The 17,184-nt window shown below is 70.7% G+C and carries 16 protein-coding genes and 1 riboswitch; of the genes, 5 read left to right on the top strand and 11 right to left on the bottom strand.

All coding sequences use genetic code 11. The annotated features are described in order from the left end of the window. The first annotated feature begins 146 nt into the window (after positions 1–146). Entirely contained in the window at positions 147–2,264 is a 2,118-nt protein-coding gene (locus ACZ69M_RS17735) for a sulfatase-like hydrolase/transferase (protein WP_470050772.1), read from the top strand. Between the two features lies 1 nt (position 2,265). Here the strand turns inward: ACZ69M_RS17735 and ACZ69M_RS17730 are convergent, their stop codons facing one another. The 4 genes from ACZ69M_RS17730 to ACZ69M_RS17715 form a co-directional block, all read right to left on the bottom strand. Beyond that, positions 2,266–2,688: an ATP-binding protein gene (locus ACZ69M_RS17730; RefSeq protein ID WP_470050770.1), complete on the bottom strand. Its 423-nt coding sequence runs from the start codon at positions 2,686–2,688 to the stop codon at positions 2,266–2,268. Positions 2,689–2,802: 114 nt separating this feature from the next. After that, positions 2,803–4,359, bottom strand: a complete 1,557-nt coding sequence (locus ACZ69M_RS17725) for an ABC transporter substrate-binding protein (protein WP_470050768.1) — start codon at positions 4,357–4,359, stop codon at positions 2,803–2,805. A 147-nt stretch (positions 4,360–4,506) separates the two neighbouring features. Then, entirely contained in the window at positions 4,507–5,844 is a 1,338-nt protein-coding gene (locus ACZ69M_RS17720; protein WP_470050766.1) for a metallophosphoesterase, read from the bottom strand. A 60-nt stretch (positions 5,845–5,904) separates the two neighbouring features. Beyond that, positions 5,905–6,147, bottom strand: coding sequence for an SCO4848 family membrane protein (locus tag ACZ69M_RS17715; protein WP_054233715.1), 243 nt, complete (start codon positions 6,145–6,147; stop codon positions 5,905–5,907). 202 nt (positions 6,148–6,349) lie between these two features. On the opposite strand from ACZ69M_RS17715, the gene ACZ69M_RS17710 reads away from it, so the two are divergent. Next, the gene (locus ACZ69M_RS17710; protein WP_470050764.1) at positions 6,350–7,660 is read left to right on the top strand and encodes a D-alanyl-D-alanine carboxypeptidase family protein; all 1,311 of its coding nucleotides are present in this window, start codon (positions 6,350–6,352) and stop codon (positions 7,658–7,660) included. Here ACZ69M_RS17710 and ACZ69M_RS17705 read toward each other — a convergent pair. Genes ACZ69M_RS17705 through ACZ69M_RS17690 form a run of 4 tightly spaced genes read right to left on the bottom strand, consistent with a single transcriptional unit; the run spans position 7,614 to position 10,471 of the window. After that, positions 7,614–8,573: a YihY/virulence factor BrkB family protein gene (locus ACZ69M_RS17705; protein WP_470050762.1), complete on the bottom strand. Its 960-nt coding sequence runs from the start codon at positions 8,571–8,573 to the stop codon at positions 7,614–7,616. The two genes, ACZ69M_RS17710 and ACZ69M_RS17705, sit on opposite strands and share 47 nt — an antisense overlap. Next, on the bottom strand, positions 8,561–9,007 hold the full coding sequence (locus tag ACZ69M_RS17700) for a GtrA family protein (protein ID WP_470050760.1): 447 nt from the start codon (positions 9,005–9,007) through the stop codon (positions 8,561–8,563). Before ACZ69M_RS17700 ends, ACZ69M_RS17705 begins: the two co-directional genes overlap by 13 nt. Next, positions 9,004–9,948 carry a decaprenyl-phosphate phosphoribosyltransferase gene (locus ACZ69M_RS17695; protein ID WP_470050758.1) on the bottom strand — a complete coding sequence of 315 codons (945 nt, stop codon included), beginning with the start codon at positions 9,946–9,948 and terminating at the stop codon, positions 9,004–9,006. Before ACZ69M_RS17695 ends, ACZ69M_RS17700 begins: the two co-directional genes overlap by 4 nt. Beyond that, on the bottom strand, positions 9,941–10,471 hold the full coding sequence (locus tag ACZ69M_RS17690) for a phosphatase PAP2 family protein (RefSeq protein WP_470050756.1): 531 nt from the start codon (positions 10,469–10,471) through the stop codon (positions 9,941–9,943). Before ACZ69M_RS17690 ends, ACZ69M_RS17695 begins: the two co-directional genes overlap by 8 nt. A 142-nt stretch (positions 10,472–10,613) precedes the next feature. On the opposite strand from ACZ69M_RS17690, the gene ACZ69M_RS17685 reads away from it, so the two are divergent. Continuing rightward, positions 10,614–12,005, top strand: a complete 1,392-nt coding sequence (locus ACZ69M_RS17685) for an FAD-binding protein (protein WP_470050754.1) — start codon at positions 10,614–10,616, stop codon at positions 12,003–12,005. Positions 12,006–12,048: 43 nt separating this feature from the next. Then, positions 12,049–12,804 (top strand): decaprenylphospho-beta-D-erythro-pentofuranosid-2-ulose 2-reductase, encoded by a 756-nt coding sequence (locus ACZ69M_RS17680; RefSeq protein WP_470050752.1) that lies wholly within the window; start codon positions 12,049–12,051, stop codon positions 12,802–12,804. Between the two features lie 125 nt (positions 12,805–12,929). Here ACZ69M_RS17680 and ACZ69M_RS17675 read toward each other — a convergent pair whose 3' ends face one another. Both ACZ69M_RS17675 and trpS read right to left on the bottom strand, forming a co-directional pair. Beyond that, positions 12,930–13,514, bottom strand: a complete 585-nt coding sequence (locus ACZ69M_RS17675) for a 2'-5' RNA ligase family protein (protein ID WP_470050750.1) — start codon at positions 13,512–13,514, stop codon at positions 12,930–12,932. Between the two features lie 196 nt (positions 13,515–13,710). Beyond that, positions 13,711–14,724: a tryptophan--tRNA ligase gene (gene trpS / locus ACZ69M_RS17670; RefSeq protein ID WP_470050748.1), complete on the bottom strand. Its 1,014-nt coding sequence runs from the start codon at positions 14,722–14,724 to the stop codon at positions 13,711–13,713. Between the two features lie 119 nt (positions 14,725–14,843). Between trpS and ACZ69M_RS17665 the strand changes: the two genes are divergently transcribed. Continuing rightward, positions 14,844–15,533, top strand: coding sequence for a hypothetical protein (locus ACZ69M_RS17665; RefSeq protein WP_470050746.1), 690 nt, complete (start codon positions 14,844–14,846; stop codon positions 15,531–15,533). 13 nt (positions 15,534–15,546) lie between these two features. Here the strand turns inward: ACZ69M_RS17665 and ACZ69M_RS17660 are convergent, their stop codons facing one another. Continuing rightward, positions 15,547–17,043, bottom strand: a complete 1,497-nt coding sequence (locus ACZ69M_RS17660) for a glycine hydroxymethyltransferase (RefSeq protein ID WP_079089764.1) — start codon at positions 17,041–17,043, stop codon at positions 15,547–15,549. Next, a riboswitch (ZMP/ZTP riboswitch) is annotated at positions 17,025–17,112 on the bottom strand. (Overlaps the previous gene by 19 nt.) Positions 17,113–17,184: the final 72 nt, after the last annotated feature.

Here is a 17,184-nt window from a genome sequence, read left to right as displayed (position 1 = left end):
CAAGCTCGGTGACTCGCTTGAACATAAGCAAACCCGGATGATTGAACACCGGCCGGTACGACCTCGTACCCAACAGATGAAGGCGGCCCCGACCTCAGCCTGGTCCGCCGCGCCACCACCGGGCTTCGCACGGAAGGACCGCCGGGTTGTCGTTCAACACGAGCTCTCGACAGCTGTCGAAAACGGACGAGGCGCCGGAGGACGTGCCCTCGCAGGAGGTCACGCCCCTGGACTCCCCGGAGGCCGAGACCGCGGAGGCCAAGACCCCGGAGGCAAGCGTTCCGGAGGCAAGCGTTCCGGAGGCAGACGCTCCAGAGGCGGACGCCGCAGAGGCAGAAGCTCCGAAGGCGGACGCCGCAGAGGCGGAAGCTCCGGAGGCCGAGGCCGAGGCCGACCCGGAGCCGGAAGCTGCGGAAGTCTCGGAGGTCCCGGAAGTCCCGGAAGTCTCGGAAGCGGAGGCTCCGGAGACGGAGACTCCCGAGGACCGGACATCCGAGGCACAGACGTCCGAGACCGGGACTCCTGAGACGGAAGGCGCCGGGGCGGAGGCCTCGGACGTCGACGTCCCGGAGGGCGAGGTCACCCCCCGCCCACGCCGGTGGTGGCGGGTCTTCGGCGGGTGGCGGGAGAAGTACCCGGTCGCGGCCCGCGTTCTCGCGTGGACCACCACCGCCGTGGCCGTCGCTGTCGTGGTCGTCGCGCTGCTCATGCCGACCCAGGCGGACAATTTCCGGGTGGCCGCTTTCGTGCGTCTCCCGGTGGAGGCGATCTTCGGCGCCGCCCTGCTGATCGTCCTGCCCCGCAAGCCGCGGATCGCCGTGGCGGCGTTCGCCGGGCTCGCCCTGGGCGCCCTGACCGTCGTGAACTTCCTCGACATCGGTTTCAACGAATACCTCGGGCGAGGCTTCAACGTCGTCCTCGACTGGTCGCTCTTCAGTGATGCGCAGGGATACCTCCAGGACACGTTCGGCAAGGGTGGCGCGCTCGGCATCGCGGCCCTGGCCGTGACGCTCGTGATCGCCGTACTCGCCCTCACGACGATGTCGGTGATCCGACTGGGCAACCTGGCGGCCCGGAACACCGAGACGGCGACCCGCACGACGCTGGTGCTGGCCATCGCCTGGGTCACCTGCGCTGCGCTGGGCGTGCAGTACGCCGCGGGGATACCCATCGCTTCGGAGCACACCATGCAGGCCCTCCAATTCAAGACGGACCAGGTGCGGGCCACGCTGCGGGACGAGGCCGCGTTCCGCAAGATCGCGAAGAAGGACGACTTCGCCAACACGCCGCCCGACCAGCTGCTCACCGGGCTCCGCGGCAAGGACATGATGATCACCTTCATCGAGAGCTACGGCCGCAGCGCGATCGAGGACCCGGTCATGGCTCCCGGGGTCGACGCGACGCTCACCGCCGAGAACAAGAAGCTGACCGACGCCGGGTTCGCGGCGAAGAGCGGCTGGCTGACCTCGGCAACGTACGGCGGAAGCAGCTGGCTGGGTCACTCCACCTTCCTGTCGGGCCTGTGGATCAGCAACCAGCAGCGCTACCGCACCATCACCGCGGGCGAGCGCCTGACCCTCCCCGGGGCGTTCAAGAAGACGGGCGCCTGGGACACGGTCGGCGTCATGCCGGGCGTCCAGAAGGCCTGGCCCGAGCAGAATTTCTACGGCATCGACAAGCTCTACGACGCTCACAAACTCGGCTACAAGGGCCCGAAGTTCAGCTGGTCGACCATGCCCGACCAGTACGCGCTGACCGCGTTCGAGCGCCTGGTGCACAGCAAGAAGCACGACAAGCCGCTGATGTCGACGATCATCCTGACCTCCAGCCACCAGCCCTGGGCGCCGATCCCCAAGCTGGTCCCGCAGGACCAGGTCGGCGACGGCTCGATCTACAACGCGATCGAGAAGGCCGGCAAGAAGCCCGCGGACATCATCACCGACTCCACCAAGTCGAAGCAGGAGTACGGCAAGTCCATCCAGTACTCGGTGTCCAGCCTCATCAACTACCTGGTGAAGTACGGCAACAAGAACACCGTGCTGATCTTCCTCGGCGACCACCAGCCCATCGCCCGGGTCAGCGGCAACCACGCCAGCCGTGACGTGCCGGTCTCGATCGTCGCCAAGGACCCGAAGGTCCTGGACAAGATCGCCGACTGGAACTGGGCGGACGGCCTGCAGCCGAAGCAGGACACCCCGGTCTGGAAGATGAACGCCTTCCGCGACCGCTTCCTGACGGCGTACGGCTCGACCCCCGCGCCGTGATTCACGGGGCCGCGGACGCCACGAGCGCCCACACGGTCTTGCCGTAGCGGCCCCGGCTCCACACCCCCCACGCCACGGCGACGCCCTCCACGAGGTGCAGGCCGCGGCCGGTCTCCTCCCCCACGGAGACCGGCCGCGGCCGTGGTGTACCGAGGCCCTCGTCGGAGACCTCGATGAAGCAGGAGCCGTCGGCGAGGGCGGTCACCGCGACCTCGAACTCCCCTTCGTAGCCTTCGTGACCTTCATGAAGGGGTCCGTGGCGCACGGCGTTGGTCACGAGTTCGGAGACGATCAGGACGACGTCCGCGAGGGCCGGTTCGTCGGTGCTGTGACCCCAGTCCCGCAGATGGTCGCGTACCCGGCGCCGGGCGAGTCCGACGGACGCCGGATGCCGGGGCAGCCGGAACGCGTTGCGTCTCAACACCTCAGCTCCTCACCGCGCACACACCTCCGGCACATAGTGCGCACATGGTGCCGCGTTGGGCGAGAGCGCGATGTCACCGGGGTGGGGGGCCACCCCGCGAGATCACGTCACGTGTCATATCCAGCTCAGCCGCCAGAGGCGGAAGACACCGGTCCCGTCCGACAGATACTGGCCGCCTCCGACGTCCTCACTGCTGAGTACATACTCCTTGCGCTGCCACAGGGGAATCAGGGGAACATCGCGGGCCACGATTTCCTGCAGTGTCTGGAAGTCGTCGGACGTGCGGCTGCGGTCCTCGTACTGCTGACTGTCCTGAATCAGCCGGTCCACTTCCTTGTCGCTGTACCCGTTCTTCATGCTGTTGCCGGTGCCGACGAGCGCGGTGCTGAAGGTGTCCGGGTCGGGGAAGTCGGCGACCCAGCCGACCGCCCAGGCGTCCAACCGGCCCTCGGCGTACCGCTTCTGGAAGTCGGTCCACTCGTAGCCCTTGATGTCCACCTTGAACAGGCCGCTCTCCTCCAGCTGCCGCTTGAGCTCGGCGGCCTCCTCGCCGGCGGCGCCCCGCCCCTCGGCGTACCCGTAGGTGAAGCGCACCGGCGTCGACACCCCGGCCTCGGTCAGCAGGACCTTCGCCTTCTTCGCGTCGGGCTTGGGGTAGGAGTCGAAGAACGACGTCGAGTGCCCTGTGATGCCCGCCGGGATCAGCCCGTACAGCGGATCGGTCGTCCCCTTGTAGGTCTGGCTGACCAGTTGCTCGCGGTTGATCAGCAGGGCGACGGCCTGCCGCACAAGGCGGTTGTGCAGCGGCGAGTTCGCGCGGACGCTGAGGACGAGGTTGCGGGTCTCGGCGCTGTCGGACTCGGTGACGTGCTGGTTCGGGTCGCTCGGCGAGAGGGTGGCGAGCGTCGCGGGCGGCAGCTGACGCGTCGCGACGTCGACCTGCTTCGCCTTCCAGGCGTTCTCCAGTGCCTTGGGGGTGGCGTAGTAGCGCAGCACGGTGGGCGTGCCGCTCCCCTCGACGGAGCCCTTGTAGTACTTGTTCGGCGCGAGAACGGCCCGCTTGTCCTTCGTATACGACTTCAGTACGTACACTCCGGTGCCGTCGGCGCCCGCGTCCTTGCGCAGGGTGCGCTTCGGGTAGCGGGTGTGGTCGACGATCGACCCGGCTCCGGTGGCCACCTTGAACGGGAAGGTGGCGTCCGGCGAGGACAGGTGGAAGGTGACCTTGAGGCCCTGGGCGTCCACCGAGCCGAGGGTGGAGAGCAGGGACGCGGGCCCCACCTCGGAGTTGATGGCCTTGACCCGGTCGAAGGAGAACTTCACGTCCTCGGCGGTCACCTTGCTCCCGCTCGGGAACGTCAGGTCGTCGCGCAGGGTGCAGACATAGGTCCGCAGTCCCCCGCCCACGAACCCGCAGCTCTTCGCCGCGTCCGGCACGGGGGCGGCGCCACCGGGCTCGAACGTCAGCAGTGACTGGAACACATTGCTGAACAGGGCCCAGGAGCCGGCGTCGTACGCGCCCGCCGGGTCGAGTGACGTGACGGCGTCCGTCGTCCCGACCGTGATGGTCCTGTTGTCGTTCTTCTTCGACGGCAGTAACTGCCAGCCGCCCACACCCACGGCCGCCAGTACCACCAGCACCGCGAGAATCCGTATGCGAACCGATCGCATCGGCGCCCCTCCCCAGGCCACGCCCCGTGCCACTCCCCAGTGACGCGGATCACCCAACCACAGGTGTTTCGTCTGAGGGAAGAGGTGTCCGAAGAATCAGACGGGGTATTGGGGAAGACCGTTTCGCCCCTGTTTCACAGCTGGTTCTCAGGCTTGCAGGGACGCCAGCTCCACGACGGTGATGTCCGACGGCGCGCCCACCCGGGTCGGCGGCCCCCAGGCGCCCGCGCCCCGGCTGACGTACAACTGCGTGTCGCCGTACCTCTCCAGGCCCGCGACCGTGGGATTGGCCAGTTCCGCGATGCAGTTGCCCGGCCAGAGCTGTCCGCCGTGGGTGTGCCCGGAGAGCTGGAGGTCGACACCGTGCTTGACGGCGTCGTGGATCTGGACCGGCTGGTGGGCGAGCAGCACCACGGCCCGCGCGGTGTCCCGGTCCCCCAGCGCCCTCCCGAAGTCGGGCCCGTGCCCCTCGCTCTCCCCCGCGACGTCATTGACGCCCGCGAGATCGAATCCGGCCATTTCCGTCCGGGCGTTCTCGAGGGGGTGCAGACCCAGTTCCCGTACTTCCCGGACCCATTGCGCGGCGCCGGAGTAGTACTCGTGGTTGCCCGTGACGAAGTAGGAGCCGTGCCGTGCCCGCAGCCGCGCGAGGGGCGCCGCGGCGGGTCCGAGGTCCTTCACACTCCCGTCGACAAGGTCCCCGACCACCGCGATCAGGTCGGGCTGCGTCCCGTTGATCGTGTCGACGACCCGCTGACAGAAGTCCCGGCCGAGGGTGGGCCCGAGGTGGATGTCACTGACGACGGCGATGCGGTAACCGTGCGCGGACCGGGGCAGTTTGGCCAGCGGCACGGTGACCCGCTTCACCCGGGGCCCGCGCAGCACCCCGTACGTCCCGTACCCCACGGTCCCCAGGGCGACGGCCGCGGCGGCCCCGCCGACGGCACGCGAGACGAACAGCCGCCGCGAGGGGGTGGTGACAGGCCGTGGCGGTTCGGCGGGTGAGGTCTCGTGGGAGGCCGCCGCTCCCGTCGGCACCGACTCCGTGTGCGGCACCGACTCCGTCTGCGGTACGGGGGCCGGGTTCGGCACGGGTGCCGGTTGCGGTACGGGTGCCGGTTGCGGTACGGGTGCCGGTTGCGGTACGGCCGCGGCGGGGGCCGCGCGCCGCTCCAGGACCCGGCGCAGCAGCGGTCGTACGACCTCCCCCGCCACGACCCCCAGCAGCAGGTAGATCGACAGCGCCATCCACAGGAACCCGGGCCAGGCCAGCACCCGCTGGAGCCAGAAGGGCGCGCCGGCGCGCTCCGCGGTGACCGCGGCGATCATCAGCACCGGCCCGGCGACGAAGACCACCGTGCCCGCGCGCCGGGTGAGCCCCGGACCGGCCGTCGTGTCGCGCACCAGGCGGCGCCACACGTACCAGTACAGCCCCGCGACCGCGGCGAGGGCGAGCAGTCCCACCAGTACGAAGACGATGACCAAGACGCCGTATCCCCCACTGTCCGCCGTTGTGTTCCGCTGTCCCCCGTTTGTCCCCTGTTGCTATGACGTCTGGCGCAATGCGCGCAGTCCGCGGAACCCGATGCCGCCGACGACCGTCCCCAAGACAAAGGAGACGACGGCGAGCGTCAGGTGCACCCAGAAGTACGCCGTCGGGTCCCCGGCGTCGTTGAACGCGAGCCCGCTGCCGTCCTTCCACAAATTCTTGACGAAAGTGACCCAGATGATCCAGCTCCACACTCCGAAGGCGAGCAGGAACCAGGAGACGGGGCGGCTGAGTTTCACGCGAAGGGACCTTTCATCACTATGCCGGGCACCCGAAGCCGACCCGACCGGCCGGGGGTCCGGGGGTTGTCCCCCGGGTGGGCACAGCATGGGTCCAGTATCGCCGCCGCCGGCCGGGACCGGCTGCCGGGGTGGCCGGGACCAGGGGACTCCAGCTTCGGGTGATGGGACTTCCCGGCCCGCGCCCTGTAATTTCTCGATCGTGCCCGCCACCAAGAAGACCATCCGGCGATCGATGCTGATCACTTCCGCCACCCTGTTGTCCCTTTCGCTGACGACGACGGTCCCCGTCTTCGCGGCCGACAAGCCGTCGTCGTCACCGTCACCGACGGCGAGCCCGAGCGCGACTCCCCCGGCGAACATGTCGACGGTGGGCGGAGCGCGGCTGGGAGAGGCCGGGACCCAGGTGAATCTCGGCACGGGCGCCCCGGTGCTGCCCAAGGAGGTGACCGCGCGCTCCTGGATCGTCACCGACGCCGAGTCGGGCGACGTGCTGGCCGCCCACAACGCGCACTGGCGGCTGCCCCCGGCGAGCACGCTGAAGATGCTCTTCGCCGACACCGTGCTGCCGAAGTTCCCGAGGACCGAGCAGCACAAGGTCGCCGTCACCGACCTCTCGGGCATCGGCGCGGGCTCCAGCATGGTGGGGATAAAGGAGGAGGAGACGTACAGCGTGCACGATCTGTGGCTCGGCGTCTTCCTGCGCTCCGGCAACGACGCCGTGCACGTGCTGTCGGCGATGAACGGCGGCGTGGAGCAGACGGTCAAGGACATGCAGGCGCACGCCGAGGACCTCCAGGCCCTCGACACGCATGTGGTCAGCCCCGACGGCTACGACCAGCCGGGCCAGGTGTCGTCGGCGTACGACCTGACGCTGTTCGCCCGCTCCGGGCTGCAGAAGAAGGACTTCCGGGAGTACTGCTCGACCGTGCGGGCGAAGTTCCCGGGCGAGACGAAGAAGAACGACAAGGGGAAGAAGACCCGCGAGTCCTTCGAGATCCAGAACACCAACCGGCTGCTGACCGGTGACACCGACATCTCCACGTACCAGGGCATCGCGGGGGTGAAGAACGGCAACACCACCAACGCGGGCGCCACCTTCACCGGTGTCGCCGAGCGGAACGGCAAGGTGCTGCTGGTCACCGTGATGAACCCGGAGAAGGACGAGCACAACGAGGTCTACAAGGAGGCCGCGCGACTGCTCGACTGGGGCTTCAGCGCGGCCGGCAAGGTCACACCGGTGGGTCAGCTGGTGCCGCCGAAGGGCGTCGACACCGGCGTGCAGGCGGGTGCGACCGCGTCCGCCGGGTCCAACACGCCGGTGTCGTCAGGAGACCGGGGGGCCAAGGCCTCGTCGTCGCCGGTGGCCGCCTCCGCGGCGGCGAAGGACGGTTCCAGCGGGATCGGGACCGCCCTGGCCATCACGGGCGGTCTGCTCGCCCTGGTCGCCGGCGCCGTCTTCCTCGTCAACCGCCGCTGGCCCCTCCCCGACCTGATGCGCCGCCGCCGCTGACCTCCCCGAAGTCCTCGGGCTCCACGGGCTCGTCGGGGTCGTAGTCGCGTTGCTTCGGGCCGGTGTCGGCATGTCCCGTGGCCGTCCAGGCGGCGCAGAACAGGACCAGTTTCGAGGTGAAGTTGATCCACAGCAGCAGCGCGACGGGCACACCGAAGGCGCCGTACATGCTCTTCGACGCCACGCCCCGCATATAGCTGCTGAGCAGCAGCTTGAGCAGTTCGAAGCCGACGGCGCCCATCAGCGCGGCGACGACGAGCCGGTGGCGCGGCGGCTCGACGCCCGGCAGCAGGGTCAGGACGTACAGGAGCACCAGGAAGTCGGTGAGTACGGCGACGGCGAACGCGGCGGACTGCAGCAGCACGCTCCCCCAGTCGTGCTCGCCGATGCCGAGCTGCCGGGCCGTCAGGCCGACCAGCGAGGACGCGACGGTGGAGACGGCGATGGTGACGAGTACGGCACCGCCGAGTCCGACGAGGATCACGGCGTCCAGGAGCTTGCGCAGGAGGGGGTTCTCCTCCCGGTCGGGCAGCTCCCAGACCGCGCGCAGACAGTCCCGCATGGAGCCGACCCAGCCGATGCCGGTGAACAGCAGGACGGCGCCCGCGATGAGCCCGATGGTGCCGGCGTTCTGCACCAGCGCGTTGATGTCGAGCTGGTCGGAGATGCCCGGCACCTGCTCGACGATCTTGTCCTGGAGCTCCTTCTGCCGCTGGCTGGTGAGGGTGGCGGCGGCGATCGCGGCACCGACGGTCAGCAGCGGGAAGAGCGCCACGAAGCTGATGAAGGTCATCGCGGCGGCGAGCCGCGTCCACTTCACCCGGTCCAGACGCTCGTACGACCGCCACCCGTGCGTGGCCATCAGGCGGGTGACCAACGGCCCCACGCCGGGGAGCTTTTTCAGCCAGTCCATGATCCGACTCTGCCCTCACCTCGGAAAACCCATGTCCGGGTACCCCAAAAACGCAGGACCGTGGCGAGTGCCATGCCGATCCCCGCACCGGAGACCGTGTCGGCGCGTCGCGAGGTGAGCCCGAGGCCATAGTGGCTGACGGCGACGCACAGGAGCTGGACGAGGGCGCCCGCGAGGTTCACGGCGAGGAATACGAGGAAGTCGGCGTACCGCCGGGGTCCCCGCACGGCACGGTGCCGGTAGGTGCCCAGCGCGTTGCCGGTGTACGCGACCGAGCAGCCCGCCACGAACGACAGCGCCTTGGCGGTGAGCGGGCCGAGTCCCACCGGGCCGCGCAGCCAGAGGAAGAGGCCGAGGTCGGCGGCGTAGGCGAGGACACCGACGGTGGCGAAGCCCAGGAGCTCCTGGGTCAGCGGCCGCCGGGCGAGGCTCACCAGTTCACGACCGCGAGCCCGTACATCGCGAGCCACACCAGTCCGATCAGGGCGAGCGCGCGGTCGCGCAGGACGACGTCCTCGGGCTCGCCCGCCGCGCCCCGGTCGGCGAAGACGGCGTACCGCAGGACGGCCAGGATGAAGGCGACCATGGACAGCTGGCGCCAGGGCAGCACCCCGGTGCTGGGCACGCCGCCCTCCTCCAGGGCCCACAGGCAGTAGCCGAGCACGGCGACCCCGGCGGCCAGCTGCCAGACGAAGCGCAGATAGCCGGTGGTGTACTCGGTGAGCAGCGCGCGGGTGGCGCCGGCGTTCCCGGCCAGCTGGACGGCCTCGGAGTACCGTTTCGCCGCCACCATGAAGAGCGCGCCGAAGCCCGTGGTGATCAGGAACCAGCGGGAGAGCGGGATGCCGAGGGCGAGCCCGCCGATCATCGCCCGCATCAGGAAGCCGGTCGTGACGACGGCGAGGTCGACGACCAGGACGTTCTTGAGGCTGACGCAGTACGCCAGTTGCATGCCGAGGTAGGCGGTCAGCAGTGCCGCGGTGACCGGGGAGGACAGCAGGGCGGCGGCGGTCGGGGCGAGGACGGCGAGCACGCCTCCCGCGGCGTACGCGAGGGGCACGGGGACCTGGCCCGTGGCGACCGGGCGGTGGCGCTTGACGGGGTGGGCGCGGTCGGCTTCGGCGTCCCGGGCGTCGTTGATCAGGTAGACGGCGGCGGCGCAGGCCGTGAACAGGGCGAAGACGAGCGCGAGTTGGATCACCGCGTGCCCGGAGAAGAGCCGGCCCGCCGCCGCCGGGGCCGCCACGACGAGCAGGTTCTTCACCCACTGGCGGGGGCGGGTGGTCCTGAGGAGACCCCGGGCGAGGCCGGTGAGGGTCCGTACGGGAACCGGGGCGGTCGGCGTGGGGTCCAGGAGCACCGTGCGTTCAGCCATGGCCTGCCTCGATCCAGCGAGCGCCCAGACGGGCCGTCAGGGCGCCCAGGGCGGCACCCGCGAGCACGTCCGAGGGGTAGTGGACGCCGGCCACCAGCCGGGAGAGGCACATCGCGGCGGCGAGCGGCAGCAGCGGGCGGACACCGAGCGCGCCGAAGGCGACCGCCGCGGCCGTCGCGGAGGCCGCGTGGGAGCTGGGGAACGAGTGACGTCCGGCCGTGCGCACCAGCGGGACGATGTGCGCGGGGCGTGGACGGCGCACGATCCGCTTCACGCCCATGCTGGCGAGGTGCGCGGTGGCGGTGAGTGCCGTGCCGCGCAGCCATGCTCCGCACCGCCCGCGGTCGACCATCGCGCCCGTGAGCCCGGCCGCGAGCCACAGCACGCCGTGCTCCCCGCTCCAGGACAGGGCGCGTGCGACGGTCGCCACGCGTGGATCCGTGCCGCGCTCGTGGAGGGCCGACAGCAGCCGACGGTCCATGCCGTCCCACCGTCGGCGGTCCATGTCGTCAAGGTCGTCCATGTGATCTCACTCTTCTAGGGAGTGGCCGCAGAATTACGGCAATCTCGTACGACATCCCATTAATCACCCATTTCGGTGAGGAGCCGTGAAGACGGGAGAGGTGAGGGCTTTACGCACCTTTTTCGCCGATACGGTCACGGTCATGCCTGCCGACACCGCCTCCGGCCCGGCCGGATCCGTCTCCGGCCCGGCCGAACCCGTCTCCGTCACGGGCTGGGGCCGCACCGCCCCGACCACCGCCCGTGTGGTCCGTCCGCGCACCTACGAGGAAGCGGTGGCCGCCGTCCGCGCCTGCGGGGTCCGCGGGGGCATCGCCCGGGGCCTGGGACGGGCGTACGGGGACGCGGCGCAGAACGCGGGCGGGGCCGTGCTCGACATGACCGGCCTCGACCGCCTCCACGCGATCGACGTCGACGGCGGGACCGTGCTCTGCGACGCGGGCGTGAGCCTGCACCGGCTGATGGAAGTCCTGCTCCCGCTCGGCTGGTTCGTACCGGTCACGCCCGGGACCCGCCAGGTGACCGTCGGCGGCGCGATCGGCGCGGACATCCACGGCAAGAACCACCACGTGTCCGGCGCGTTCGCCCGCCATGTCCTCTCCTTCGAACTGCTGACCGCGGACGGCGCGATCCGCACGGTGGGCCGGGGCACCCCCCTCTTCGACGCCACCGCCGGCGGCATGGGCCTGACCGGGGTGATCCTCACGGCGACCGTCCGGCTCCAGCGCGTCGAGACCTCGCTGATGTCCGTCGACACCGAACGCGCGGCGGACCTGGACGACTTGATGGCCCGTCTCACCGCCACGGACCACCGCTACCGGTACTCGGTCGCCTGGATCGACCTGCTCGCGCGCGGCCGCTCGACGGGACGCTCGGTGCTCACCCGCGGGGAACACGCCCCCCTGGACGCGCTCCCCCCAAGCGCGCGCCGGCGCCCACTGGCGTTCCGACCGCCGCGGTTCCCGTCCGCGCCCGCCTTCGTACCGGAGGGACTGCTCGGCCGCGCAACGGTGGGCCTCTTCAACGAGCTCTGGTACCGGAAGGCACCCCTCGCGCGTGCCGGTGAGCTCCAGCGGATCCCGGCCTTCTTCCACCCGCTCGACGGGGTGCCGCACTGGAACCGGATCTACGGGCGCGGTGGCTTCGTGCAGTACCAGTTCGTCGTCGGACACGGGCGCGAGGAGGCCCTGCGGCGCATCGTGCGGCGCATCGCCGAACGCCGGTGCCCGTCCTTCCTCGCCGTCCTGAAGCGTTTCGGCGAGGGCGATCCGGGCTGGCTCTCCTTCCCGATGCCGGGCTGGACCCTCGCCCTGGACATCCCCGCGAACCTGCCGGGCCTCGGCGCCTTCCTCGACGAGCTGGACGAGGAGGTGGCCGGGGCGGGCGGACGCGTGTACCTGGCGAAGGACGCGCGGCTGCGGCCGGAACTGCTGGCCGGCATGTATCCACGACTGACCGAATTCCGGGAACTTCGAGCCGAGTTGGACCCGCGCGGGGTGTTCACCTCCGACCTGTCCCGCCGCCTCGACCTCTAGAACCGGTCGACCGTCCCGCCTCCTCACCCCTCTAGGAGTTGTCATGAAAGACGCCTTCGGAGCCCCCCAGTCCCTGCTGATCCTCGGCGGCACGTCCGAGATCGCGCTGGCCACGGCGCGCCGTCTGATCGCCCGGCGCACCCGCACGGTGTGGCTCGCCGGACGGCACTCGCCGGCCCTGGAGCGGGACGCCGAGCACTTGCGCGCACTGGGCGCGGACGTCCGTACCCTCGCCTTCGACGCGCTCGACCCCGAGTCCCACGAGACGGTCCTCGGCAAGGTCTTCGCCGAGGGCGATCTCGACATGGTGCTGCTCGCCTTCGGGGTCCTCGGCGACCAGGCCCGGGACGAGCGGGAGCCGGTGGCCGCCGCCCGGATCGCGCAGACCAACTACACGGGCGCGGTGTCGGCCCTGCTGGTGTGCGCGCGGGCCCTCCAGACGCAGGGGCACGGCTCCCTGGTGGTGCTCTCCTCGGTCGCGGGCGAGCGCGCCCGCCGCTCCAACTTCATCTACGGGTCGAGCAAGGCGGGCCTGGACGCCTTCGCCCAGGGTCTGGGCGACGCGCTGCACGGCACCGGCGTCCACGTGATGGTCGTACGCCCGGGGTTCGTCCGTACGAAGATGACCGCGGGGCGCGCGGAAGGGCCCATGGCCACCACGCCGGAGGCGGTCGCGACGGCCGTCGAGGTGGGGCTGCGACGGCGCTCGGAGACGGTGTGGGTGCCGGGGGTGCTGCGCGTGGTGATGGCGGCGCTGCGGCACGTACCGCGAGCGCTGTTCCGCCGCCTGCCGATCTAGCTCTACGGCGGCTGAGCGCTCCGCCGGAAGTGCCGGGATGTGCCGTCGACCGTCTGCGGCGCCATCGTGGCTGGTCGCGCAGTTCCCCGCGCCCCTTCGGGGCGCTGCCGCGCCGCAGGCCCCGCTCAGCGGCTGGCGATGGTCCCCCGCTCCACGTCCGCGTGGCCCGCCTGCGGTGGCACCACGGATCCGCCGAAGGCGAACTCCCGGAGCTTGCGCCACACACTGTCGGAGCCCTGTTCGTAGAGCGCGAACCCCGTGCAGGGCCACTCGGCGTCGTAGTCTGCGAGTTCATGGAACGCGCGGTCCATCGCCGCGTCGTCGATGCCGTGCGCCACCGTGACGTGCGGGTGGTACGGGAACTGCAGTTCGCGCGCCACGGGACCGGAGGCGTCACGGACCCGCTGCTGGAGCCAGGCGCAGGCCTCGGCGCCCTGGACGACCTTCACGAACACCACCGGCGACAGGGGCCGGAAGGTGCCGGTGCCCGACAGCCGCATCGGGAAGGGCCGGCCGGCCACGGCGACCTCGGTCAGGTGCGCCTCGACGGCCGGCAGGTCGGCGGCGTGGACCTCCGTCGGCGGCAGCAGGGTGACGTGCGTGGGGATGCCACAAGCCGCGGGGTCGCCGAAGCCCGCGCGCCGCTCCTGGAGCAGGCTGCCGTAAGGCTCCGGGACCGCGATCGACACGCCGATCGTTACGGTCCCCACGTCGTCTCCTGTCGTCGTGTCCGGTGGTCGTCGGTCGCGTCACCGGTTGCGTTGTCCTTCGCGTCGCCGGGCGCGTTGTCTGGTTCGTACTCAGCCGTCCGGCTTCGACTGTAAGGCCACGGCCGAGTTGTGGGCAGGCGCAGCCGTAGTGATGTGCAGCGCTCCGCCCAGTGGTACGTGTGTGCGGTCGTACGCCTCAGTGCTTGGCGGGCAGGAAGCCCACCCGGTCGTACGCCTGCGCGAGCGTCTCCGCGGCGACGGCGCGCGCCTTCTCGGCTCCCTTGGCCAGGATCGAGTCGAGCGTCTCCGGGTCGTCCAGGTACTGCTGGGTGCGCTCCCGGAACGGGGTCACGAAGTCGACCATGACCTCGGCGAGGTCCGTCTTGAGCGCACCGTAGCCCTTGCCCGCGTAGTTCTCCTCCAGTTCCGTGATACCGGTACCGGTGAGGGTCGAGTAGATGGTCAGCAGATTGCTGATACCCGGTTTGTGCTCGCTGTCATACCTGATGACGGTGTCCGTGTCGGTGACCGCGCTCTTGACCTTCTTGGCGGTGGTCTTCGGCTCGTCGAGCAGGTTGATGAGGCCCTTCGGCGTGGACGCCGACTTGCTCATCTTGATCGACGGGTCCTGGAGGTCGTAGATCTTCGCCGTCTCCTTGAGGATGTACGGCTTCGGGATCGTGAAGGTCTCGCCGAAACGGCCGTTGAAGCGCTCGGCGAGGTCGCGGGTGAGCTCGACGTGCTGGCGCTGGTCCTCCCCGACCGGGACCTCGTTGGCCTGGTAGAGCAGGATGTCGGCGACCTGGAGGATCGGGTACGTGAACAGGCCGACGGACGCGCGGTCCGAACCCTGCCGGGCGGACTTGTCCTTGAACTGGGTCATGCGGGAGGCCTCGCCGAAGCCGGTGAGGCAGTTCATGATCCAGGCGAGCTGGGCGTGCTCGGGGACATGGCTCTGCACGAACAGCGTGCAGCGGTCCGCGTCGAGACCGGCGGCGAGCAGCTGCGCGGTGGCGAGCCGGGTGTTCGCGCGCAGATCCGCCGGGTCCTGCGGAACGGTGATCGCGTGCAGGTCGACGACCATGTAGAAGGCGTCGTGGGACTCCTGCAGGGCCACCCACTGGCGGACGGCGCCGAGGTAGTTGCCGAGGTGGAACGAGCCTGCTGTGGGCTGGATTCCGGAGAGCACGCGGGGACGTTCAGAGGCCATGTTCACCATTCTCTCAGGTGCACCCGGGAGCTCGGGAACAGGTGGGAACAGAGCTCTCCCCGGAGAGAGGACCCGGGCGGATACTCGAGGCACGTGCTGGGGGCGGACGGGGGACACGCATGGCGGGCCGAGGCAGACGGGTGGGAGCGGGGATCGCGGTGTTCACGGGTGTGGTGCTCGCCGTGCCGGCGGCGCACCCGGCGGGAGCTCTCGCACCGGCCGCGGGGCACAGAGGGCCGGACATGGCCGTGGTCATCGAGGGCGGCACGGGGCGCACGACCGCGCTGCACTCCGGGGAGCGGGACTTCACGCGGCTGTGGGACCTGCTGACTCCCACCTACATGGGGACGGAGCGGGTGCCGGACGCGTGGACGGCGGGCGGCTTCCCGCCGGTACGGGCCACCGTGCTGTGGGGGCTGAGCGGGGTCGGGGGCTGGCCGCAGACCGACAGCGCGCCGGGGGGCGATGTCGCCATGGGGCGCCAGGACCAGCTGTTCCTGGCCGCGGACGGCACACCCTGGGTACGCACGGACCCCTCGCCCGACGTGGTGGACGACGACATCCGCTGGCACCGCGCGTCGCGCTCGGTGTTCGAGCGGATGGTGGGGCGCGGGAGGCTCATCGAGGACGCCGCGGGCGCACCGGCCTCGCAACGGGGTGTCGGGGAGCGTGCGCGATGGGTGCTGCCCGGGCTGGGAGCGGGTCTGCTCCTCGGGGCCGGCGGCACCCTCCTGGCACGCCGCGCGGCGGCCCGGCGCGAGGGCGCCGGACCGCCGCGGGAACCACGACAGGAGCTGATCGACCTCTGAACCAGGAGGTGGGTCAGCCGAGGTCGATCTCCGGGTAGAGCGGGAACGGGGCCAGCAGGTCGGTGGCGCGGTGGGAGATCTCGTCGGAGATCTTCGGGTCCAGGACGTGCTGGGCCTTGGACGGGGCGCCCTTGGCCGTGGTGCCGGGCTCGGCGGCGGTGAGGACGCGGTCGATGAGACCGGCGATCTCGTCCATCTCGGTGGTGCCCAGACCACGGGTGGTCAGCGCGGGCGTGCCGATACGGATGCCGGAGGTGTACCAGGCGCCGTTCGGGTCGGCGGGGATGGCGTTGCGGTTGGTGACGATGCCCGAGTCGAGCAGCGCGGACTCGGCCTGACGGCCGGTGAGGCCGTAGGAGGAGGCGACGTCGATCAGGTTGAGGTGGTTGTCCGTGCCGCCGGTGACCAGGGTGGCGCCGCGCCGCATCAGGCCCTCGGCGAGGGCGCGGGCGTTGTCGACGACGGCCTGGGCGTAGTCGCGGAACTCGGGGCGGCGAGCCTCGGCGAGCGCGACGGCCTTGGCGGCCATGACGTGCGGGAGGGGGCCGCCGAGGACCATCGGGCAGCCGCGGTCGACCTGCTCGGCGAGGCTCTCGTCGCACAGGACCATGCCGCCGCGCGGGCCGCGCAGCGACTTGTGCGTGGTGGTGGTGACGATCTGGGCGTGCGGGACGGGGTCGAAGTCCCCGGTGAGGACCTTGCCCGCGACCAGACCGGCGAAGTGCGCCATGTCGACCATCAGGGTCGCGCCGACCTCGTCGGCGATCTCCCGCATGATCCGGAAGTTCACCAGACGGGGGTAGGCGGAGTAGCCGGCGACGATGATCAGCGGCTTGAACTCACGGGCCGACGTCCGCAGCGCCTCGTAGTCGATGAGGCCGGTGGCCGGGTCGGTGCCGTAGGAACGCTGGTCGAACATCTTTCCTGAGATGTTCGGGCGGAAGCCGTGGGTGAGGTGGCCGCCCGCGTCCAGGGACATGCCGAGCATGCGCTGGTTGCCGAAGGCCTGGCGCAGCTCGGCCCAGTCGGCCTCGGAGAGGTCGTTGACGTTGCGGACGCCGGCCTTCGCGAGGGCCGGGGCCTCGACGCGGGCGGCGAGGACGGCCCAGAAGGCGACCAGGTTGGCGTCGATGCCGGAGTGCGGCTGGGCGTAGGCGTGCTCGGCGCCGAAGAGCTCGCGGGCGTGCTCGGCGGCGAGGGCCTCGACGGTGTCGACGTTGCGGCAGCCGGCGTAGAAGCGGCGGCCGACGGTGCCCTCGGCGTACTTGTCGCTGAACCAGTTGCCCATGGCCAGCAGGGTGGCCGGGGAGGCGTAGTTCTCCGACGCGATCAGCTTGAGCATGTCGCGCTGGTCGGCGATTTCCTGGCCGATGGCGTCGGCGACGCGGGGCTCCACGGCCCGGATCACGTCGAGGGCGCTGCGGAAGGCGGTGGACTCGGTGGAAAGGGGCTCGGGCATTGACGGCCTCCGGACGTGGCGTTCAGCGTTCACGGGTCGGCCCAGGCGCACGGCACACAGTTCACGGGACCGCTCCCCGATGGTCGATCCCATCCCAGCGCGCCAGTCACGGCCCCGTCGGCCAGCCTACCGGGCGCGCCGGATCACCGGCCACGCGGCGGTAGCCGCAGAGTGTCCCGCCGCGTCCACCGT

The sequence above is a fragment of the Streptomyces sp. NPDC107454 genome (assembly GCF_055582885.1).
This window is presented reverse-complemented; position numbering and strand designations above follow the sequence as displayed.